Annotated in this window: 20 protein-coding genes; 4 read left to right on the plus strand and 16 right to left on the minus strand. The window is 42.1% G+C overall.

The genetic code is table 11. The features are described from left to right. Window positions 1–157: 157 nt before the first annotated feature. The gene (yddG, locus tag IEV36_RS02110) at window positions 158–1084 is read left to right on the plus strand and encodes an aromatic amino acid DMT transporter YddG (RefSeq protein WP_005257641.1); all 927 of its coding nucleotides are present in this window, start codon (window positions 158–160) and stop codon (window positions 1082–1084) included. A 71-nt stretch (window positions 1085–1155) separates the two neighbouring features. Here the strand turns inward: yddG (IEV36_RS02110) and IEV36_RS02115 are convergent, their stop codons facing one another. From IEV36_RS02115 to gltS, 10 genes are all read right to left on the minus strand, one after another. Then, on the minus strand, window positions 1156–2484 hold the full coding sequence (locus tag IEV36_RS02115; RefSeq protein WP_005257643.1) for an MFS transporter: 1329 nt from the start codon (window positions 2482–2484) through the stop codon (window positions 1156–1158). A gap of 163 nt (window positions 2485–2647) precedes the next feature. After that, window positions 2648–3532, minus strand: coding sequence for an aromatic amino acid DMT transporter YddG (gene yddG / locus IEV36_RS02120; RefSeq protein ID WP_032864047.1), 885 nt, complete (start codon window positions 3530–3532; stop codon window positions 2648–2650). A 35-nt stretch (window positions 3533–3567) separates the two neighbouring features. After that, window positions 3568–7005 carry a pyruvate carboxylase gene (locus tag IEV36_RS02125; protein WP_005257647.1) on the minus strand — a complete coding sequence of 1146 codons (3438 nt, stop codon included), beginning with the start codon at window positions 7003–7005 and terminating at the stop codon, window positions 3568–3570. A gap of 68 nt (window positions 7006–7073) precedes the next feature. Next, window positions 7074–8246 (minus strand): hypothetical protein, encoded by a 1173-nt coding sequence (locus IEV36_RS02130; RefSeq protein WP_005257649.1) that lies wholly within the window; start codon window positions 8244–8246, stop codon window positions 7074–7076. A 159-nt stretch (window positions 8247–8405) separates the two neighbouring features. After that, the gene (locus IEV36_RS02135) at window positions 8406–9902 is read right to left on the minus strand and encodes an aldehyde dehydrogenase (RefSeq protein WP_005257650.1); all 1497 of its coding nucleotides are present in this window, start codon (window positions 9900–9902) and stop codon (window positions 8406–8408) included. Further along, a complete protein-coding gene (locus IEV36_RS02140) occupies window positions 9902–10807 on the minus strand; it encodes a dihydrodipicolinate synthase family protein (protein ID WP_005257652.1) in 906 nt (301 codons plus the stop codon). The genes IEV36_RS02135 and IEV36_RS02140 overlap by 1 nt, the downstream gene beginning before the upstream one ends. 73 nt (window positions 10808–10880) lie before the next feature. Then, a complete protein-coding gene (locus IEV36_RS02145) occupies window positions 10881–12209 on the minus strand; it encodes an MFS transporter (RefSeq protein ID WP_005257655.1) in 1329 nt (442 codons plus the stop codon). Window positions 12210–12395: 186 nt separating this feature from the next. Then, window positions 12396–13721 (minus strand): NAD(P)/FAD-dependent oxidoreductase, encoded by a 1326-nt coding sequence (locus IEV36_RS02150; RefSeq protein WP_005257662.1) that lies wholly within the window; start codon window positions 13719–13721, stop codon window positions 12396–12398. A 74-nt stretch (window positions 13722–13795) separates the two neighbouring features. Then, on the minus strand, window positions 13796–14476 hold the full coding sequence (locus IEV36_RS02155; RefSeq protein ID WP_005257664.1) for a GntR family transcriptional regulator: 681 nt from the start codon (window positions 14474–14476) through the stop codon (window positions 13796–13798). A 355-nt stretch (window positions 14477–14831) separates the two neighbouring features. Beyond that, on the minus strand, window positions 14832–16052 hold the full coding sequence (gene gltS / locus IEV36_RS02160; protein WP_005257666.1) for a sodium/glutamate symporter: 1221 nt from the start codon (window positions 16050–16052) through the stop codon (window positions 14832–14834). A 456-nt stretch (window positions 16053–16508) separates the two neighbouring features. Here gltS and IEV36_RS02165 point away from each other — a divergent pair, with 456 nt between their 5' ends. After that, window positions 16509–17144 (plus strand): SOS response-associated peptidase, encoded by a 636-nt coding sequence (locus IEV36_RS02165; protein WP_005257668.1) that lies wholly within the window; start codon window positions 16509–16511, stop codon window positions 17142–17144. Window positions 17145–17684: 540 nt separating this feature from the next. Continuing rightward, window positions 17685–18023, plus strand: a complete 339-nt coding sequence (locus tag IEV36_RS02170) for a hypothetical protein (RefSeq protein WP_005257673.1) — start codon at window positions 17685–17687, stop codon at window positions 18021–18023. Here IEV36_RS02170 and IEV36_RS02175 read toward each other — a convergent pair. The 5 genes from IEV36_RS02175 to IEV36_RS02195 all read right to left on the minus strand — a co-directional run bounded on the left by IEV36_RS02175 (window position 18010) and on the right by IEV36_RS02195 (window position 21634). Beyond that, window positions 18010–18480: a BLUF domain-containing protein gene (locus tag IEV36_RS02175; protein WP_005257675.1), complete on the minus strand. Its 471-nt coding sequence runs from the start codon at window positions 18478–18480 to the stop codon at window positions 18010–18012. The genes IEV36_RS02170 and IEV36_RS02175 overlap by 14 nt on opposite strands. Window positions 18481–18623: 143 nt before the next feature. After that, window positions 18624–19268 (minus strand): glycosyltransferase family 2 protein, encoded by a 645-nt coding sequence (locus IEV36_RS02180; protein ID WP_005257676.1) that lies wholly within the window; start codon window positions 19266–19268, stop codon window positions 18624–18626. Beyond that, window positions 19265–19864, minus strand: coding sequence for a class I SAM-dependent methyltransferase (locus tag IEV36_RS02185; protein WP_005257677.1), 600 nt, complete (start codon window positions 19862–19864; stop codon window positions 19265–19267). Before IEV36_RS02185 ends, IEV36_RS02180 begins: the two co-directional genes overlap by 4 nt. Continuing rightward, window positions 19857–20633, minus strand: coding sequence for a PIG-L deacetylase family protein (locus IEV36_RS02190; protein WP_005257678.1), 777 nt, complete (start codon window positions 20631–20633; stop codon window positions 19857–19859). The genes IEV36_RS02185 and IEV36_RS02190 overlap by 8 nt, the downstream gene beginning before the upstream one ends. Continuing rightward, the gene (locus tag IEV36_RS02195; protein ID WP_005257679.1) at window positions 20621–21634 is read right to left on the minus strand and encodes an acyl-CoA dehydrogenase family protein; all 1014 of its coding nucleotides are present in this window, start codon (window positions 21632–21634) and stop codon (window positions 20621–20623) included. Before IEV36_RS02195 ends, IEV36_RS02190 begins: the two co-directional genes overlap by 13 nt. Window positions 21635–21896: 262 nt before the next feature. Between IEV36_RS02195 and IEV36_RS02200 the strand changes: the two genes are divergently transcribed. Further along, window positions 21897–22130, plus strand: coding sequence for a DUF2171 domain-containing protein (locus IEV36_RS02200; RefSeq protein ID WP_005257680.1), 234 nt, complete (start codon window positions 21897–21899; stop codon window positions 22128–22130). A 110-nt stretch (window positions 22131–22240) separates the two neighbouring features. On the opposite strand, the gene IEV36_RS02205 is transcribed toward IEV36_RS02200, so the two are convergent. Next, the gene (locus tag IEV36_RS02205; RefSeq protein ID WP_005257681.1) at window positions 22241–23173 is read right to left on the minus strand and encodes an LpxL/LpxP family acyltransferase; all 933 of its coding nucleotides are present in this window, start codon (window positions 23171–23173) and stop codon (window positions 22241–22243) included. Window positions 23174–23253: the final 80 nt, after the last annotated feature.

A 23253-nucleotide genomic window follows, 5' to 3' on the forward strand; every position in this document is an offset into this window, starting at 1 on the left:
TCAGGTATTTTGCTTTGTGCAAGAAAAGCTGCATTTCAATATTTTCTATATATCGTCCTAATTGTCCTATTCGAGTTTTCAGGATTCTTTTATTCTGTACGGCTGATTACGTTTTCTCTCTCCTTCTCCCGCAATTTTTCTTATATTGAATGTTTTTATGTCTAAAAATCTCGCAACACTCATCGGCTTAAGCGCGATTATCATGTGGGCATCCATGGTCGGTCTGGTTAAGTATATGAGTGCCGCTATTGGGCCTGCCATGGGCATCACATTAATCTATACCTTTAGTACGCTGATTGTATTGGCAATTTTCAGATTTCCAAATTTAAAACTGATTTCTAAAAAATATTTGGTTCTCGCGACCACGCTTTTCATCGTATATGAACTTTGTTTTTCCTTTGCAATTGCCTATTCCAAAACTTCACAGCAAGCCATTGAAGTCAGTATTGTGAATTATTTATGGCCGAGTCTAACAATTGTGGCTTTTGTGATCTTCAAAGAGTTAAAGTTTAATTTGCTGATTTTACTTGGCTTATTGATCTCCATTAGTGGGATTATTTATATTCAGGCGGGTAATGATTCGTTCAGTGTTCAAAGTGTAATGAACAATTTAAAAGATAATCCGCTGAGTTATCTTTTAGCACTTTCAGGTGCGATTATCTGGGCTTTTTATTGTGTTGTTACCAGAAAAATGAGTAAGGGACAGAATCCGATCTCGATTTTCTTTATTGGTGTAGCACTCACACTATGGTTAAAACTAGGACTGACGGATCAATTGGTCATGCCTGCTTTAAACCTGAGTTTGTCACTCTATTTATTGTTGGCCGCTGCTGCTGTTGGATTGGGCTATGCAGCCTGGAATATCGGGATTATTCACGGCAATATCACAATTCTTGTGGTTGCATCATATTTTACCCCAATTATTTCCTCTGTTTTAGCCATGTTTGTACTCGATACTGAATTGCCTGTGGCGTTCTGGCAAGGGACCATGCTGGTCACACTTGGTTCGTTTATTTGCTGGCTCTCCAGTAACTGGGTCGCCATTAAACCCTTCTTTAAAAAAGCATTTCCAATACTGAAATAAGTATATTGATGAGGGAAACAGGATATAACTCATCACTTATATCCTGTTTCGTTTGGAATGTTCTAATGTGTTTAATTCAACGCAGCCGCTTCAGAGAGATCTTTCGATTTGGTCTCAGGTGCCCAAGCGATTGATACAATAAGTCCTACCAGTGTGACGCCTGCTGCAACATACATGGTATTGCCAATCCCAATGGTTTCAAGCGACATTGGGACCAGAAATGTGCCAATCGCCGCACCGATACGTGTTGCCGAGACTGCCCAACCCATAGCATAAGGACGTAACTCTGTCGGGAAAATTTCGTTGGGATAAACCAGCTCCAGTACCTGCGCGCCGCCAATAAATAACGCATAAGCACCAAAGAAAACCAATACCACCATTTCCGAAGAATCAGAAAATGCACCGAGAAAAAGTAAGGCCAGCCCTGACCAAAGAAAGCTATGGATCAGCATTTTACGACGACCCAAGACGTCAATCAGTTTGGTGCCAATAATACAGCCAATCACAAATAATAAAGTAATTGCCACTGAACCATAAGCTGCCCAATCCCCTTGCAGTTTTAATGCCGCCAGTACTTTTGGTGCGAAAGCATATACGGCAAACACAGGAATGATTGCACATGTCCAGAAGATAATCACAAACATCAAGCGTTTCCCATAGCCCATACGCAGCATATCTCCCAGTGAAAGTTTTGCTGTTGTTGGCTCTTTCGGTAAATTGGCTAGAGAAAAATTTTGACCATAGACTTTTTTAATCACGCTCTCAGCATCATGGGAACGATTTTTGGTAATTAACCAGCGTGCTGACTCAACTGTGCCCATTCGCGAAATTAGCAACAATCCACCAATAATCACGGAACTCGACAATGCCCAGCGCCAACCTTCTTCACCCATAACATGCACAATGATGTCACCGAAAATATACGCCATCGCTGCACCCGCAAACCATAAAATGGTAAAGCCAGCCAGACGCGAACCACGGTATTTTTTAGGTACAAACTCAACAAACAAACTGGTTGCAGCTGAATAGTCGATTGCGATGGCAATCCCGATCAAAAATCGCAACACAAAAATCATGACGGGTGAATCTGTCCAGAATTGCAGCACGGAACAGATGAGAAAAATGACGGGCGCTACAAAGATAATTTTGCGGCGACCAAATTTATCGGTAAGCCAGCCACTAAATAAACCGCCAGCAAAGATTCCGATCAGGGCGGAGGTTGCAATCATTCCCTGCCAAAAATTCGTTAATTGCAGGTTGGCTGTCATCTGTACCAGCGCAATACCAATGATACTAAGTATATAGCCGTCCATTAATGAAGCGCCGCCAACCGAAACCGTTAGACGCTGATGAAATGCGTTTAGAGGCACATCCTCGACTGAAATATTAGAATTATTCATATGTTACTTCCTTAGTTACAAGCAAGCCGAACCCACTAAACAGTTGAAATAGAAGTTATTTCAAAGTTTATATTTCTGCCATTGAGTGGGTTGAGGCCCTTTCCTTTTAAGTATTAAGTTGTTATATGTCCTTGATTTGTGACCTCATTAAAATCAAGCGTGATTATTTCTGGCGCGTGGCAATCCAGCATAAAATTGAACCAATGCATACCATAGCGGCACCTTGCCAGAAAGAAATTGAAAGTGGTGTATGGAGAACGATTGCTGCGAGTGCAGCCGAAAATACGGGAATAAAGTAAGATGCGCCCGCCAGTACGGTGACATTGCCATGCAAGATGCCGACATTCCATGCCGCATAGCCAAAGCCCATTGCGGCTGCCGCAAGCGCAAGGTAAATCAGCGCATGCATATCAAAATGCATTGGTTCGGCACCCATAGACAGGTACTTGATCCATAACACCACCGCCGTGAGCATAAAAAACAGGGTGACACCGTTCTTACCATTGGCAATTCTGGCTGTCACGGTGCAATAAGCAGCCCAGATCAGTGCACCGATAAAGGCCAGCCCATAGCTCAAAGGATTATCTTGAATATTTGCCCCCATGCTGGCGAGATCAAGCCCTTGATCACCCCCAAGCACCCAGCAAATTCCAACAATGGCAAGAACAAAACCAGGGATAATCAGTAAATTTGATTTTTGATGATTAAACAGAATGGCGCAGACCATTGTCAGTGCTGGCCATAAATAGTTGACCATACCGACTTCAATGGCTTGTCGGTTGGTATTGGCATAACCAATCGACAAGGCCAGACAAAGCTCATAGGAAACGAAAAGCAAGCTGCCCCAAATCAGATACTTGCGCGGAAATTCACGCAGCTTGGGAAATCCAATGCTAAATAATAGGAACATCGAAGCAACGCTGTATATCATGGCAGCTCCGCCAGTTGCTCCCAGACTTTCACTGACACTACGAATCAGCCCGACAATCGAACTCCATAGCAGGACAGCGATGAGTCCTATTAAAGTTGCATTTCTTTTGCTTATCATCATCTTGATCACTTATCAAATTTACGATTACTGAATTATTGAAGAACCAGAACCAGATCTTTATTCTTCACTTGCATACCGGGACTAACTAAAATTTCCTGTATCACACAATCTGAATCTGCCTTGATCGCCAGCTCCATTTTCATGGCTTCAATGGTAAATAAGGTTTCACCTTTTAACACGGACTGCCCTGTTTTTACAGGTATTGTACTGATCATACCCGGCATGGAAGCACCCAAATGTGCAGGATTCATCGGATCAGCTTGTGGACGTTGTTGCGCTGCCTGAGTACCTTGCTGCTGAATCTGGATCAGACGTAATTGCCCATTCAGTTCAATAAATAAATCGACCCAGCCATCACGTGCTTCCGAACGTGCCAATAGTTTAATTTCGAGCGTCTTGCCTGCTTCAAGCTCAACCGAAATCGTTTCCTGCTCTTTTAGGCCATAGAAAAAAGCGGAGGATGGAAGAGTAGAAACTGTGCCAAACTTAAGCTTATGCTGCATAAACTCATTAAAAACTTTTGGATACATCAGATAAGATGCCAAGGCCTGATCATCAATTAAATCGCCAAAAATATTGCGTAAGTCCTGTTTTTGCTGGGCCAAATCAACAGCAGGCATGATTGCACCAGGACGATCGTGCAGTGGCGCCGTTCCTTTCAGTACCTTCTGCTGCAAGGCGACTGGAAAACCATGTGCAGGTGTTCCCAGTTCCCCTTTAAACAAGGACACCACCGATTCTGGGAAATCAATGTCTAAGGCGGGATTGCTAATATCCTCTGCTGTGAGGTGATTGGATACCATAAACAAAGCCATATCGCCTACCACTTTGGAGGTTGGGGTAACTTTGACGATATCTCCAAACAGTAAATTCACTTGCGCATAAGCATCCGACACCTCAGACCAGCGATGCTCAAGCCCTAAAGAACGTGCCTGTTCGCGTAGATTGGTATATTGTCCACCTGGCATTTCATGGTGATAAACATCTGCGGTACCTGCTCGCATATCTGCTTCAAAGGGCGCATAAATTCGGCGTACATCTTCCCAGTAGGTCGAGATTTGCTGTAGATTTTGCGGGTTAAGACCTGAATCGCGTTCGGTATGTTTTAAAGCAGCGACAATGGAGCCCATGCTTGGCTGTGAGGTTAAACCACTCATTGCATCCATAGCGGTATCCACCACATCTACTCCTGCATCAATTGCAGCCAAGATACTGGCTGCCGCAATGCCACTGGTATCATGGGTGTGGAAATGAACAGGTAATCCCGTTTCCTCTTTCAATGCCCGAATCAGTTCACGCGCCGCATTGGGTTTACAGATTCCTACCATATCTTTGATTGCAAGAATATTGGCACCTGCTTTTTCAAGCTGTTTTGCCATCTCTACATAATATTTCAGGTTATAGCGACGACTGTTATCATGAATATCGCTGGTATAACAAATTGCAGTTTCACATAACATGCCCGATTCGCGTACGGCATCAATCGCCACCCGCATATTATCCACGGCATTCAACGAGTCAAAAACACGGAACAGGTCGATGCCACCTTTGGCAGCCTGAGCAATAAAATGCTGAACTACATTGTCTGCATAGTTGGTATAGCCCACCGCATTGGAAGAACGGAGTAACATTTGAAAGAGAATATTTGGAATGGCTTCGCGCAACCTGGCTAAACGTTCCCACGGGTCTTCTTTTAGAAAACGCATTGCAACATCAAAGGTCGCACCACCCCAGCATTCCAGTGAAAATAGCTCATTTGCCATCTGTGAATAATAAGGCGCAACTGCCAACATATCCGCACTTCGCATGCGGGTTGCAAATAAAGACTGGTGCGCATCGCGCATGGTGGTATCAGTGATCAATGCCTGTTTCTGATCAAGCATCCATTGAGAAAAACCTTCTGCCCCCAATAGTTTGAACTGATCTCGCGTTCCCGTTGGTGCTGGTGATGCCAGTTTAAAATCTGGAGTATTAACCATCAGTGGAAAAGCTGTTGGTAATTGACGCCCTTGCATCTCGGGATTGCCATTCACCGTAATATTGCCTAAAAATTCAAGCAGTCGGGTTGCCCGATCCTGTTTTGGTACTAACTCAAAAAGCTCAGGTGTTGTGTCAATAAAACGCGTCGTACATTGTCCTGAGGTAAAGAGTGGATGGGTAATCACATTCTCAAGAAAGGCCAGATTGTTGGACACGCCACGAATACGGAATTCTTTTAAGGCACGTACCATGCGGTTATTGGCTTCATCGGAACTCATGCCTCTGACTGTAACTTTGGCAAGTAAGGAGTCGTAATAAGGTGTCACAACCGCGCCAGTATACGCCGTCCCGCTATCCACCCGAACCCCAAAACCTGTCGCACTACGGAATGCTGTTAAGCGTCCATAATCTGGCATAAAGCCATTTTTAGGGTCTTCGGTGGTCAATCGGCACTGTAACGCATGTCCCAATAGCTTAATTTGCTCTTGTTGCGGGACATAGCTTTGTTCACTGCCAATGCAAATCCCTTCGGTAATCTGGATTTGTGCTTTAACAATATCAATGCCTGTCACTTCTTCCGTAACCGTATGTTCAACCTGAATGCGAGGATTGACCTCAATAAAATAGAACGCTTCTGTATCGGCATCCATCAGGAACTCGACTGTGCCTGCATGGGTATAACCAACTGCACGCGCCAGTCTCAGCGCAGCTTCGCATAATTTATGTCGTTGTAGGTCATTTAAGTACGGTGCCGGAGCACGTTCGACCACTTTCTGATTGCGGCGCTGAACGGTACAATCACGCTCAAATAAATGTACGATATTGCCCTGTCGATCTCCCATAATCTGAACTTCAACGTGGCGAGCGCGTCTCACCAGTTTTTCCAGATAGACTTCATCATTTCCAAAAGCAGCCTTGGCTTCACGGCGAGCTACTTCAATGGCATCCTGAAGTTCATTTTCATGTTCGACCACACGCATACCACGGCCACCACCACCCCAGCTGGCTTTTAGCATCAGTGGGTATCCAACTTCGGCAGCGACAAGCTGGCATTGTTGTAAATCTGCTGGTAAAGCCCCCGTAGCAGGGACTACAGGAACACCTGCGACCACAGCTACATTACGTGCCATGACTTTATTGCCTAACTGGCGCATGACCTCTGCCTTAGGGCCAATAAACTGGATACCTGCTTCGGCACAGGCTTCAGCAAATTCAGGATTTTCTGACAAAAAGCCATAACCAGGATGAATGGCATCTACATTTGCCTGCTTGGCAATACGGATAATGTCCGCAATATCCAGATAGGCAGCAATCGGTTTTTTTCCTTGTCCGACGCAGTAAGACTCATCCGCTTTAAAGCGATGTAATGCGTGTTTATCTTCTTCGGCATAAATTGCTACTGTACGAATGCCCATTTCTGAGGCGGCACGCATGACACGAATGGCAATTTCGCCACGGTTTGCAATCAAGATGGTACGTATTGAGTTCATAATTTTAAGCACTTATCTGTTGCTTTACAGGAAAGCAGAATCAATGGAAGCTGTAACAGGACTCATCGCTAGAAGTTGTAAACCAGCATGAGATTTAGCAACTTGTTCCATTTACCATCATCACCTTCGGCCAGTGAGCTGCCTGTGCCACCGACAAAGGGATCATTCTTACTCATCACGTATTCGGTATAGAGCGAAATAGTTTTGTAGTCCCATGCCACCCCGACAATGTTGCGCTGGGAGTCATTAAAGCCCTTTTCTTTTTTATCGAAACCACTCAATACCAGATAAGGTGTCACATTGAGTGAATCACGCACATTCTTAAAGCTATAGCTGGTATCGACTGTGTAGAAATAGCCCTTGTTGGCAATATCATATTCACCATCGAATGAACCAAAGGTGGAAGCATGTGGGTTGAGTGCATCTTGGTTACTGATCGATTGTTTACCGCCTGTTAGCACCACATTCAAGTTTTTATAATTGATGCGATTGAATAGTGCCCAGCTATTGCGGTTGCCATCCTCAGCAGTTTTCTTATTTTCAATTTCGGAATACCAATAACTGCCTCCCACTGAGACTTTTAGATCATCTGTGCTTAAAAACTTAAGCTCCTGATCGACCCGTGCCATCCACATGTTTTTTTCATTTAAATCTGTTTTTAATGGATCATCGGAATGTACAACATTGGCGGTATAACGTGCTGAATCTCGGCTATTGCCGTGGTAATTGCCACCATCTGTTGCAAAGTAAGCGAGATCTACTTTGGTTGCGCTAGGGAGTTCAAAATGATAATTCACGCCTAGATCCAACGCATCTTGCAACCCCATGGTGTTGTTGATTCCAGCATAGAAGCTGCTGTCCCAGAAACGACTTGGGCCAAAAGGAATGGGTTGTAAACCGAAGGTAATATTATCGGTCGAGTTGAGACGATAACCGACATAGCCATACACCAGCGTAGAGAAATCACATAATGTATCGTATTGGTAGCAACGGTATTCAAGTTTGCCGAACCAGTCTGGTGATTCATAACCCAAGCGTAGAATGGCAGCATCAAATTTAATTTTCTGGTCAGAGGCAGCTTCGCCATAATCTTTATTCTGATAATTGGCCCGTAAGGTACCAGACAGCGTCAGTGCCCCTGTTTCACTCTCTGGGTTACCTAAGGTCATTCCCGCCATTACGGGCAGCGATGTAGTCAAGGCCAATAAGCCAAATCCTATTTTAATTGTGGTTTTATTCATTTACATTCCCTGCTTTCAACGAATTTTTGGCAAAACAAGCACATTCGAAAAATATTTTCGATTTAAAATAAAGTCATTGATGATTTCTCTGGCTAATCCTATAACCCGAGATCAGGAACGATTGATCGGCAATCTAGCCGCAATCGTTCCTGTAGTGGATTAAGGCTCTGAAACATCAATCCAGATGGTTTTAATCTCGGTATATTGGTCATGCGCCCAGATCGACTTATCTCGGCCACCAAAACCAGACTCTTTATAACCACCGAATGGTGTTGTGACATCACCTTCACCAAAACAGTTGACGGTTACCACACCCGCTTGAATAGCACGTGCGAGTTTGATGGCATTTCTTAAGTTGCTGGTGTACACAGAACCAGCCAGACCATAGACCGTGTCATTGGCCAGCGTAATTGCTTCTTCGATAGTATTGAATGTCGTGACAGACAAGATCGGTCCAAACACCTCTTCCTGAAATAAGGTGTCAGTCGCTTTCACACCATCCACAACTGTTGGCTCTACAAAGATGCCTTTGTCTGTTTGACCGCCATGCACAATATTGAGTTTTTCAGCTTTGGCCTGCTCAATATAGGATTTCACTTTTTCAAAGTGAGACTTACTGACCAGAGAACCTAATTTGTGTTCTGGATCGAGTGGATTACCCATTTTCCAGTCCGCTAAATGGACGCCAATTAATCCTAATAATTCATCTTTGATATCGTTGTGAACAATCAGGCGTGAAGAGGCTGAGCAGTTCTCACCCATATTCCAGAACGCACCATTGACGATATGCTGTGCAACACGATCCAGATCATCAACATCATTCATGACCACAGCGGGGTTTTTACCACCACATTCGAGTACCACACGTTTCAGGTTGGATTCAGAAGCATATTTCAGGAATAAACGACCTGTTTCAGTGGAGCCTGTGAAGCTCACCATGGTGACATCCATGTGTCTGCCTAAAGGTTCACCTACTTCGCGCCCTCCGCCTGGCACGATATTGAATACGCCAGCAGGAATACCTGCTTCTGCTGCAAGTTCAGCAACCCGTAATGCCGTTAATGTGGTTTCTTTAGCTGGCTTGACCACCACCGAGCAACCAGCAGCCAAAGCTGGGCCAATTTTCCATGCCAGCATTAACAGCGGAAAATTCCACGGTAGAACCAGACCTACCACACCAATTGCTTCACGGACCACGATAGACAAGGTATCTGAACCAACGGGTGCAGTACTGTCATAAATTTTATCGATCAGTTCAGCATGCCAGCGAATGGTATGAATCATTTCAGGTACGTCGGTTAACTGACATTCACTGATTGGCTTGCCGCTGTCCAGACTTTCCATGACGGCCAGTTCAACCGTATTTTTCTCCAGCAAATCGGCAAAATTCAGCAAGATATGCTTGCGCTGGTTGGGTGAAAGTTTGCTCCAGCGTCCATCTTCAAACGCAGTTTTAGCATTAGCGACTGCAATATTCACGTCTTGTTCATTGCACGCGGTAATTTCCGCCAATACTTCACCTGTCGCAGGATTGGTCGTGGTAAAGGTATTGCCTGATACAGAAGACTGAAATTTCCAGTCAATAAAAGCTTGTGTTGGAAATTTTAAATTTTTGGCAATCTGGGCATATTCAGCTGCACTTAACAATTCAGCCATTACACACCTCCCGTGATTGCAGCAACTTCACGTTTAAGCTCTGCCACAATGCTTTGGAATGCCTGTTTCTTTTCTGCATCCATTTCTTGTAATGGTGCACGCAAGCCACCAGTACGTAACCCATTAAGCTCGCAACCATACTTGATACACTGGATGAAGTGACCTGTTTCAAGGAAATCCATAAGCGGTAACATGGCAGACATGATACGGCGGCCTTTATCAAAATCTTTTTCGATCACGCAAGCTTCATATAACGCAATATGTTCACGCGGAATAAAGTTTGAGCCTGCACAGGTCCAGCTACGTGCGCCCCATGCAAAAAACTCAAGTGCTTGATCGTCCCAACCACATGAAATTTCCAGATCAGGATAATTACGAGCCAGCATATGCAATTGATTCATATCACCAGAGCTCTCTTTAAGACCGACAAAGTTTTTTGATGCTGCAAATACCGTATCGAAAAATTCTTTGCCCATGCTCACGCCCATACGCGCTGGATAGTTATAGAACATGACAGGCAAATCAGCTGCTTTATCAATGGTCAATGCATGCGCTGCCACTTCTTGTTCAGTCGGTAAAGCATAAGGTGGAATCGTTACCAGAATACTGTCTGCTTTAATTTCTTTCGCTACCTTTGCATATTCTACCGAATCTTCAGTACGGATCGCGCCTGTTCCAACCATCAAAGGAATACGTGATCCCACCACCTCTTTTGCATATTTCGCCAGATCATAGCGCTCTTGTGCGGTATGTGCGTAATATTCACCTGTAGTCGCCGCTACGATCACACCATGTACTTTTGCATCAATCAGATATTCCAGAACATCCGCAAAAGCAGCCTTGTCAATTGATCCATCAGCAGCTAAAGGGGTAATTGCTGGGGTGTAAATACCGTCAAAGTTCATGTTATTTTCTCCATCAAGAGTGTTGTTTATTGATGCCATTCCTTAGCTTGAAATCATGGCAAGATCATCAGGGTTAATTTAAAGTTGTGGATTGTTCTAGACTCATGCCTCGTGTTTCAGGTGCAAAAGCCAGAGAGACAACCAGACCAAGTAGCGTGACAGCTGCTGCCACATACATCGTATTTCCGATACCGATTGAATCGAGAGACATCGGCACTAACCACGTACCAATTGCTGCCCCAATCCGAGAGAAAGCAGCCCCAATCCCGACACCAATCGGGCGAATTTGTGTTGGAAACAGTTCATTTGGATAAACAAACTGCAAGACCTGAGCACCACCGATAAATAGTGCATAGAGACCGAATAAGATAAGAATGAGTAATGGCGACGCTTCCGAGAAAAAGCCGAGACCGAGTAAAGCCAGACCAGACCATAAAAAGCTTTGAATAATCATGCTACGGCGTCCCATACGGTTAATCAGACGCGTCGCAACCACACAGCCAACGACAAACAGCAAGGTAATGACCACTGAACCATAAGCTGCCCAGTCACCTTTTAAATGCAATGCATCAAGTACTTTTGGTGCAAAGGCATAAACCGCAAATACGGGAATGACCGAGCATGCCCAGAACATGGAGACAAAAAATACACGTGTGCCGTAGCCTGATTTTAAAAAGCTGCTTAAAGAGATTTTCTTTTCCAGAATTTGCGATTGCAGATTATTCAGTGAAAACGATGGGCCATAGACATTTTTAATCACAGCTTCTGCTTCTACAGTACGCCCTTTGCTTAATAACCAGCGTGGTGATTCAGGTGTGCCGATCCGGATAATGATCAGTACAATACCAATCACTGCTGGGCTGGCGAGTACCAAGCGCCAAGCTTCTGCATAGCCACTATTTAAAATCAGGTTACCAATGATGTAAGCCAGTGCTGCTCCGACAAACCATAAAATAGTTAGCATGGCTAAACGTGGGCCACGTGATTTTTGTGGTAAGAATTCAGCCAGCAACGAACCTGCAATCGTGTATTCAAAACCCACACCAATGCCGATCACAAAACGGCATAGGAATAGCATCATGCCTGATTCGACCCAATACTGGCTGAGCGAACATAAGGTAAATAAGATCGGCGCTACAAAATACAGTTTCTTTCGACCAAGCAAGCCACCTAACCAGCCGCCTAGAAAGCTTCCGAAGAAGATCCCAATCAAGGCCGAAGCAGCAATCATGCCCTGCCAGAAACTGGTTAACTGTAACGCTGAGGAAAGTTGCACCATGGCAACACCAATGATGCTGAGTACATATCCGTCTAAAAGCCATCCACCGCCAGTACGGATCGTCAATAATTGATGAAACCTGTTTAAAGGTACATCTTCAATAGAAACATTATTTGTTGTCATTTCTGTCTCCAATATCCGCCCACTTTGAGTGGGTGTGCTTCCTACACATTTACGAAAACCAAGGTGAACAAAGCCTGTAAAATTGAAAAATCAATTTCACTGTTCAGCATTTAAAGGTTTTGACTCAGTTAAATTAAGCGTTTAAAAACTTAATCAATTCAATGAATGTTTTATTGAATGAGCCGATTAGCTCTCCAATCCTGATTTCATTTGTCCCCACCAAAGCGTGGCATTGACACCGATAGATAAAAACGGCTCTGGTGGTACCTTATTAGGGCCAGAAGTTTCCAGTAAAAAATCAATTAACTCATTACGCTGGCCTGCAAGCCAATCTGCCAGTAAGGTACCTGTGACCGTACCGCGGGTAATTCCCAAGCCATTGCAACACAACGCACCAAATACGTTTGGAGCGAGTTGTCCGAAGAAGCCTTTATGATTTTGTGAAAGTGCCAATGAACCACTCCATGTATATTCAAAATCGACTTCAGGTAACATCGGAAATCTGTTTTCAAAAGACTTTTTATGACGGTGCACAAAACGATCCAGACAATGCTGTTTAGGACGTCCGTTTGGATTAAAACTGAAACTGTTACGGATCAGGATGCGGTTGTCATGGGTACGGCGAACAGTACTGCCAAAAGGATCTGAAGGAATTACACCCCAGAAGTCTTTACCTCCTAGCTGAGACTGTTCCTGTTCAGTTAACGGTCGGGTCATGCTGGCATAAAGGAACACGGGTAACATGGTGCGTTGAATTTGTGAAAAGCCAAAACGTTGACCAAAAGCGTTATTGGCAAGAATGAGTTTATCCGCCGTAATTTGCCCATTGGCATGCTTTAACACCACTTTATCGCCATATTCAACTTCAGTGATTGGGGTATTTTCATAAAGCGTCACATTCGATGGCAGACTGTCCGCCAACCCTTTCACCAATGCTGAAGGTTGAAGTAAGACTGTTCCAGGCGTGTAGAGACCTTTTTTATAAAATGAGGTGCCAATATGCTGAGGCAAATCTTGTTCACCAATGACTTCGTATTCCTGCCCGAGTTTATCCAGTCCACGCTGATACGCTTCCAGCACCGCAATACCACGTTTTTCGACTGCACCTTGATATTTACCGCTGGCTCGCATGTGACAATCGATACCATGTTGGCGAACCAAGGTTTGCAAAATAGATTGACCTAATAAATTCAGCTTTAAGGTTGTTTTCGCAATCTCGATATCACCGATATAATCTTCGGCACCAATATCATGCGGAAGATCAATGGCAAAACCCGCATTGCGGCCTGCTGTGCCATAACCCACTTCCTGTGCTTCAATCAGAATGACTTCATCATCTGGAAAATTCACGGCCAAACGTCTTGCCGCAGCCAAACCGGTATAACCTGCACCAATCACTGCCCAACGTGCTGAGCTTTTACCGCTATGGCTGGGTTTAACTTGTCTTTGATTGCTTAGATGATACCAAGCACATCTTTTATCGTCGGCTGGTAACGCTGTAACCTTTGTCATGTTGATAAACTCCATTTATATTTTCACTTCTTTTCCAAGATGAAGTGAGCACATATATTTTTAAAACCTTTGATTTATGGATAAGAAACAGGAACTTCGATACCAGCGGGTACAACATACTCAGTCATACGACGGCGAGATAAATCCATGTGTACCCGTACAATTTCCCCTGCTTCTCCAGCGTTATGACGTTCAATTGCTTCAATAATTTGATCGTGCTGTAATACAGCCAGTGACAGGTCTTCCTGCATATCATCAGTAGTTGGATTGCGATAAAAAATCTTGCCTAAACGAGCATGGTCGATGAGCAAACGTTCCAGACTCGGCAATAGGTATGGGTTATGCGCAATTTTTCCTATTTCCAGATGAAACTGGTTGTTATAATAAACACGCCCTTCGATATCTCCCTGATCAATCGCTTCCCGAAATAATTTCTGGATTTGCTTGAGTTGATCGATTTCAATCTGTGTCGCATTAATCGCGGCTAATTGTGTGGTTGAGATATAAATTAAAGGCGCTGCCAGAAAAAAATTTCGTAGTGATTGGTGGTTCATTGAGGAAACACGAGTGGCTCTGTTTGCTTCAAGCTCCAGATATCCTTCTGCCGCCATTTGACGAAGCAGCTCCCGAACGGGTGAACGGGAAAGACCAAATTCCTCACTCAGGGAAACTTCATCTACGACAGCACCAGGCGCCAATTCCATACTAATAATTCGGCGTTTTAAGGTTTCGGCTAACAGCATTTTCTTATCCATGAATACCTCTCTCCCTTTCATCCTGATCTTGTCTACACAATGTATAATTTTCCCTTTTTCAAATAATACAATGTGTCTACAATCGAAAAAGATAAGAGAAATGACAGAAAATAGTATAAATTTGCCAAAACTATAATTTTGAGAATGAACGTGACTAAAAGTTTGTTAAATGCGAAACATGCCTGTCGCTTATTCTTTGGATCGCTTTAACTTAAAACTGGAATAGTCTCTTATTTTTATACCCAAGAAGCTTTTATTGTTGATTTTTAAAGTAAAAAAAATGCCAGTTGATAAAAACTGGCATTTTCAAAGTGGTAAAGCATTTCAGAGCTTTAATGGATAAAAGCTCTGCACGCTAAAAGAAATTAATAATGGTCTGGATCACAAGCGCATTAATAATATCGACAAAAAATGCCCCCGTCAGTGGAATAATCAAGAAGGCTTTATGCGAAGGTCCATAAGTATTGGTAACTGCCTGAATATTGGCAATTGCTGTTGGTGTTGCACCTAAGTTGACACCACATTGTCCTGCACAAAGTACCGCTGCATCATAGTTTTTGCCCATAATTTTAAAGGTGACGAAAAACAGGTAAAGCGCCAGAAACAGGGTTTGTGCAATAAGAATAATGACAAGTGGTCCTGCCAGACCAGCAAGCTGCCAGAGCTGTAAAGACATCAATGCCATCGAAAGGAACAAAGCCAAAGATGCGTTACCAAATACGTCAATACAGCGGTCGAATAGCTTGATATTAAAGACATATTCCAGCGTATTACGTAAGAACACACCACAGCCTAATGCCCACACAAAGGTCGGTAACTCAAACCAGTGGCCTTTGGCAAAGTCAGTCATAAAATTGGCAAAGAAAATACACAGGGCAAACATCCCCAGTGTCTTTACCGCATCGTCCGCCGTAATCAGTCGGGTTTTTTCTGGATATTCAAATGGTGCTGTTTCATTTGCAGGTGGTGCTTCAGTACGTTGCTGTGTAGGTGCAATTTCTTCGGCCAATTGATAACGACGAATCAAAAACTTCGCTACTGGGCCACCCATCATGCCCCCGACAACCAAGCCGAAGGTTGCACTTGCCATACCTAAAACGACAGCGCCTTGAATACCATATTCATTTTCAAAAATGCTACCCCAAGCACTTGCAGTACCGTGACCACCAGTTAAGGTCACTGATCCTGTGATCAGACCAATCAATGGATCTAGTCCTAAAGCAGTTGCCAAACTTATGCCTAAAGCGTTTTGTAATAAAACATAAGTCACTACACAGAACATGAAAACAATCAGTGTTTTTCCGCCTTCTTTCAACTTTGACAGGCTTGCGCTCAAGCCGACTGAAGTAAAAAAGACCAGCATGAAACTGCGTTGAATGTCCGCATTAAAATTCACCGTAACATCAAACTTGGTGAATAGAAAATAAGTGACAATTGCAGCGACAAGTCCACCAATTACAGGTTCAGGCATATTGTAGCGTTTTAATAAACTAACTTTATTAACCAGAAAATAACCAATAAAAAGTACAAAGACTGCAACTACAATCGTACCAAAAATGTCGATATCAAAATTCATTGTTTACCAAATCAAAAAACACTGACGAAAGTCGTTGGTTAAGGGAGACCTTCTTTTGAAGATAAAGCGAGCGATAGTAAAGCAATTAGAAGGATTTGTTTGTTAAGCTTAGTAATTTTTTGCAGGTCTAAACATGTAAAAATCGATATAAATACAATCGGTTAATGTCGGCTCAATTTCCTTTGATCAGAATCTTTTAAATTGAAGTATAAAATTTATGAGTTTGGGATAATTTCTTCTAATTGATTATCATGATGAGATAATTTTTTATCTCATCTATTTTTTTAGATATCTTAAATCATCTGCCCTTTCAGATCGTGTCATAAGATTTCATTCTCTCTAAGAATCACCAGATCAGCAGCTATTGATGCAATCCAAGTACAAAAATATGCTCCTCAATAACGTGGTTCTGATCAACACTAAGTGAGTGTTTATTGAACGATACGAGGCTGAGGTATGTGTGCAAACTATCGACCTATTCAGAAAAGTCGGGCTCATTTATTAGATTTGTTTGAACCGACATTTGACTACAAACCGGATATTTATCCTGAAGATCTTAGCCCGATCCTGATCTCACCTGATCAAAAAGTAGAATGGCGTGCCGCCCGTTTTGGTCTGGTACCTTTTTGGGCCAAGGAGTTAAAGGCAGTTCAGAATGCTTATAACGCACGTACTGAAACGGTGGCTGAAAAAAACAGTTTCAAACATGCTTGGAACAAAAATCAATTTGCTTTGGTACCTGTCGAAGTAATTTTTGAACCTAAGTATATTGATGGTCAAGCACAGTGGTATGGCATCTATCGTCAGGACAAAAAGCCATTTACAGTCGCCGCTATATATGAATATGCAAGTGTTGCAGGTCAAGAAATTCTCTCCATGAGTATGCTGACCATCAATGTAGATTCCCACCCTTTAATGAACCAGTTTCATGCGTCTGAACATGAAAAAAGATCAGTCGTTATCATCTCTGAAGGACACCGTCTGGACTGGCTGAATGCAGAGCATGCACAGGCAGCCGAAATGATCCTTGAATTTTCTCCAGATGAGTTTACTGCTGCACCGAAATCCAAAATTGATCATTTCTATCCATGAATGAATTTCTTATCGTAAAACTTAATTCTTTACTCATTTTCTTTTTATAGAAAATCGCATCGATAACAGTGCATACCAATTCTAGATAATCAAAATTCTTACTTCATTTAAATATTGCTCATCATTATTTTTTTCTCTAATGAAATATCATGTTGCGTTTTGTTAAAAATGTAAATTTAGAGAAATTATATTTTGCAAATAAGATATTGTTTTTAAATTAATTTATTTTAAATTGGAATGTAATTTTTGATCAAAAAACACTCATTTGTAGGCAATCTCTTACAACCGTGTAAGCCAAAAACCTATTCTTCAACTGTTTGATTTCTTTAATAATTAATTCGGTGCATTTAAGCGCTCTTTACTATTCAATAGAAAGCTGAATATTAATGAAGAGATCCCGTAAAATAAAAAAGGCATCTTTATTAATATAACAAATCTGAATAATGGAAAAGAATCTCAAATAATGTCTGAATATGTACCATCTTTCCTCTGGTTCCAGAGGAAAGATTTTTAAATTAACTTCAGGATAGGAAATAGAATATGTTTATTGCAAAAAATATCTTTGTCTTTTTACTATCAATGTTAGCGTTGTGCCTACTCATCATCTTCTTCAATTATTTAGGCTTTAACGAAACAGTTAATCTGATACTCTCCGCTACTCTCTTTGGTGTGTTTATTACTTGGTATTTCAAAGGCACAGAATTATGTCTGGCCTTATTTAGTTTCTTCTACTGTGCCATGCTGATTATTAGCCAGAGTATGGAAGTGATCTTGATGTTTATGACTTCTATTGCTGTCTATTTACTCATGGCTAAAGTGTTACCGAAACTTAAAACCGTGAATCTCAAGTTGCGAACCAAACAGCTTAGAATGGATTAACGCCACGATTGACCATGCCAACTTTTTTGCCAATGGGAAGCGTTGTCTGTTCTGCAAGTAGCAATTCACTGAGAAAAGCATCCAGACTTGTGTGGTCGAGACAGCTCGGATTAAAGCTATTTTCTCCCAAAGTCAGAAAGAAGGATTCAATATTGGTATTTCGTTGTACATATTTCATTGACCAGCGGTTAAAGCTCGATTGGTCAATGGAGTGTGTATTGAGATGCTTGACATCGAGATGCCGTGAATCGGTTTTTATTTTTTCAAATAAACTTTCAACAATCTGCTGTTCTCCCTCCAAGCATTGAAAAAAGGCATTATCTGCATAGTAGAGGACGCCATAGATACAATGTTGAGTATTGAAATCTCGAGCTTCGGTGAGGATATCGCGTAAATCTTGTAGCAAATCATCGCTATTTTCATTGCGTTTGCTGGCATAACATAATCGTATATTCATAAAGATTTCCGCAAACTCTGAAAGTTATTTTGTTAATTATAATTTTTAAAACTATCATATATTTACAGAATCACGAAAACTTTAATTTTTTATTTTCTCATTTGCTTTTATACCGTTTAATCAACTTTCATCCTGAAAGTCCCTTAGAGCTGTTTTAAAAAATGTGATAACCCTTGTGGTGCACGTCCATTCAGTCGACTGCTGGTGGTGACCCGAACCAGATTACTCCAGGTGATTTTGCTGCATTGAGTCATAAATTTTTGAATTAATGACACATCCTCATGACAAGGAATCGGCTCAAAACCTCCCGCCTGAAGATAAGCATCTACGCTAAAACTTAAATTTGCGCCATGAATATGCTGATGCCCCATACTGTCCTGATAATGTGCCAGATATTTTTGCTGTTGCGGCGTTGATAAGTGATTTAGATTATCCAGCACTACGATTCCACAGATGGCATCTGTGGGCTGATGATGCATCTGACACAGTAACCAGTCTGGATCGACAATGGTATCGGCATCAGTACAAGCGACCCATGTCACACCCTGTTGAATCAGATGTCGAATACCTAAATCTCTGGCCTTGCCTACACAAGCATAATTGCATTCAATCCAGTTCACTTGATGTGATTCTACAATCGCACGCGACTGATCCGTACAACTGTCTAAAACCACTAAAATCTCGACCTGCTCATGACTCATATGTTGTACAGCCTGTTGAATCGACTGCAAACAGGCAGATAAATGCTGCTCTTCATTATGGGCTGGGATAACAATACCGATGTTCATATTAAGCCCTGCTGTTTAGCCAAAGATGAAGGATTTACCGTCCAGATATCAATGATGAAATCTGGATCATTCAGACTTAAATAATGAGTGAAAGGCAAAGATTGTTTTAAATGATCATGTACTTGAAAGGCATTCAGTTCAAAATCCTGAATCGCGTGCCGCCAGTGACAACACAGGATTTCACCTTGTGGCGTTAAACTATCTTTGAGTTGATTGATCAGCTCATGCAATTCATTGCGTGATAGGTAATAGGCCACTTCACTGATGACAATCAGATCGAATTTCTGTTCAGGAAAATTTTCAGGTATTTTTTGCTGTTGAACATTCACATGGCCCAGATTCTGTAAACGTTGTGAAGCCCAATGGACAGCATGAGCAGAAAGATCTAGACATAAAAGCTGATCAGCGCGTTGGGCCAAATGTACACTTAAATGCCCATTGGAACAGCCGATTTCCAACACTGATGAATAGTGCTGTTGAGTAAGCAATGCCAAACAAATCTGCCTTTTACGAGCCTCATACCAATGATGATCGTAGCCCCAAGGGTCATTGTTGTGATGATATAAGGCTTCAAAATATTGACTAGAATCATTCACAAAGATAAACCTCCCAAGGCATCAACAAACGTTCGATGATTGCTGGAGATAAAACCGCAGTATTGCCTGTACTTTCATCAGCTTCGATCTGGCTTTTGAACTGCATAATGGCCTGACGTTTTTTGATTAACTGGCTCTGAGTTAAGCTATAAGCTCTGGCCTGTTGCCAGTTGATACGTGGATCTAACGGTCGTGCCCAATGCCATGCCCAGATCAGCACATGTAAATATGATAGGTCATGCGCTAAAGCAAAGGCCTGTACCGTTTTTCCTACAGCTTCATGGTCAGGATGTCCATCCTGCGCATAGCTACAAATCAGAATGTCTTCCGCTTGAACCTGCTTGTCTAATGCTTGCCACAGTTGCTCAGTATGTAAATGAATCTGTCCATCTGGTAAATTTAAGGCAATACGTTGAGCAAAATCCGAGACCTCTAAACAATGTAATGCCGCCAGACTTTCTTGCGGACGGATTCGATCTAATTGCTCTGGACTATATTTGCTTGAATGCGGATGGCTTTGGGTGCCATTGCTAACAGCAACAATCACTAGGCGACAATTCAAGCTAATCAGCTGTTGCATCAAGCCGCCACAACCGAGTATTTCATCATCTGGATGCGGCGCCACAATCACAATCCGTTTCGATTGAAATTTTTCAAGGTTGAGCAGCGATAGCGGTTGTTGCTCAAATGCATGTAGCCATTGTTCTCTAGAAGTACCTTGCCCTTCAATAATGCGATCCTCAACCAAAGGATGTTTCAGAGCTGCCATGCTATTTGCTCCTCTAAACATCGTTCAGCAATTTGCTCATCATCAAACGCCGCATGGCTTTGCCGAATAAATACAGGTAAATCTGCCATTAAACTGGCAAAGGTCGCTTGTTCACAAAAAGGCCGTGCGCCCAGCGCTTTTCCAACCCCTTCTATAACTGCCAAACAGCTTTGTTCTGCCTGCGCACGCAAGATCCGTACATCTCGTTCATGACTGAGCTTGGGTTGGCTATCAATCAGTTGCGCGACGTATTGGAAATATTGTCGGGTGACAGCAAGTTGAGTTGCCAACTGACCTAAATACATTTTCTTAAAAGGATTGGGTGTTTTAAGACAGCTTTGTTGCAGCTCATCCATTAACCGTACTGCCGCACCATACCAGCAAGCTGCAACACCCGCAGCACCATGCCAGAAACCAGCCCGATTAAGGTAATCGTTGGGACGGCCAATGAGTTTGACTGCTGTCTCCTGAAAATTGACTCTGGCAGTCTGTGTGCCTTGCATGCCTACAGCTTGCCAGTGAGCCAGATCAATGGTGACCGAGGGTTGGTTGAGATCGAGAATGCAAAGCTGAGATTGCCCCTGTGGATCTTTGAAACTGATTAATGCTTTTTGGATAAATTCAGCGCCTGAACACCACGGTTTAATTCCACAACAAAACTCATTTTCGACCTGTAATGGCGCTGGCCCACCATCGGCAGCCCAAATGGCCCATATTTTCTCATCAATTTCATTTTCATATCCGAGTTCATGCAAAATGCTTAATGCATCACAATGTGACTCAAAAAGCTTGGCTAAACTTAGGTCAAAGCCAGCAATCTGAGCAAAAACTTGCCAGCGCTGATAAGTCTGGCCCGAGGCGGGTTCAGGTAATCGCCCAACAGAATGGATCAACTGTTTAAGCACCAATGGCCGTTGATTTAACTTCTCTTCGGCTGAGTACTGCTCAAAGCGATTTAATATGTCAAAAGTTGATCTTTTAATAGATATTCTACTATTCATTTTTAAAATATTAATTTAAGTCAGTTTATTTAAAAGTAATTTAAAAATTCCGTTGAGTTAAATAGATAAATTGTAATGAAAAGATAATTGTTCGTAGTTATTTAACTATTTATTTCGTTTTGTTTCATTGTTAACTAAACAGTATGTTTAGGTGAATCTATAAAATCATCCTGTAAGGATTATTTAAAACCCAACAATTATGAGGAAATATGCAGTAGCTTAAACGCTTCCGTGTTGTGATGTTTATAAAGAGGTTTAAGAAATGAGTACTTTAAATATTCAAGATATTAAAAAACATTCAGATGTCATTGCTTCTTGTGGTACCAAAGTCGGAACAGTTGATCATCTCGAAGATGATAGCCAACTCAAACTGACGCGTGATGAAAATGATCAACATCATCTGATCCCAACGGCATGGATTGGTGAAGTCAAAGATGACAAAGTAATTCTGATTAAAAACTCAGAAGAAGTTAAGCAACAATGGCAAGCGATATAACGAAGTCGATGCTCTGAAGTATTTTTGTTTGCTTATAAAAAACCTACTGCCTTGATTGGCAGTAGGTTTTTTATATTGATGATTTAACTAATAATCTTATAATTCACCGATTATGAATAAAGTGCAGCTTCTCCTAGCGCTCGGGTCTTAAATCTTCGGTGAAACCACATATATTGAGTTGGATACATGCTAATCTGATTTTCAAGAATCAGATTGACTTTGGTTGCATCCGCAACTTCATCCTGACTTGGAAAATTCTGTAACGGTGGTTCAAGTAAAATATGATATTGAGGATTGCGGATATTACCCGTTCGATAGAAAAATAAAGGAATGGCGGGAACTTTTGAGATATTCATCAATCGTCGATGCGCCGTTACCGTCGCTGCTTGAATATTAAAGAATGGTGCCATAACGCCTTGTTTTAGGCCAAAATCCTGATCTGGGCTATACCAAATGGCTCGTCCCTGTTTGAGATTGCCAATTAAACCTTTCATATCATTTTTGGAGATCTGATTTTTATAAATGGTGGCGCGCGATCGGCTGATTAACATATCCAGTAAGGGATTGTTTTGTGGACGATAAACCACATCCAGATCAAAGAAACAACTACTGATATAGCCGCCCGCATCTAAAAGTGTGGTGTGGCTACCTAATAAAAGAACTCCTGTCTCTCGTGCTTGTGAAATATGCTCTAATCCCTGAATATGTATACGGTTTCGATACCATTTCGGGCTATACCAAGCATTTAAAGCTTCGAACAAACCAATGATCATATTGAAAAAAACTTGCTTTGCTTCAGCTTCTCTTTCTAAAGCATCTTTATGCGGAAAGCATAATTCAAAATTTCTTAACGTGGTTTTACGTCGAGATTTTAAAACTTTCCACGCCAACTTTGATAAAGCATCTGCTAATCGCCATTGAATCGCCCACGGCAATATTGCAAATAACATTAAAATCGTAAGGGAGATCCATATTCCCCAATATCTGGGCAATAAAAATGACCAATAAAACTTTCCTGTTTCATGCTTCTGCTTTAAATCCATTTGAGAGTATTTTCTTAAGAAAAACTAAACAGCCTAGCATATATAAATATTTTATGTTGTATCATGCTTACAATCACAAC

Source organism: Acinetobacter vivianii (assembly GCF_014635885.1).
GTDB classification, from domain to species: Bacteria; Pseudomonadota; Gammaproteobacteria; order Pseudomonadales; family Moraxellaceae; genus Acinetobacter; species Acinetobacter vivianii.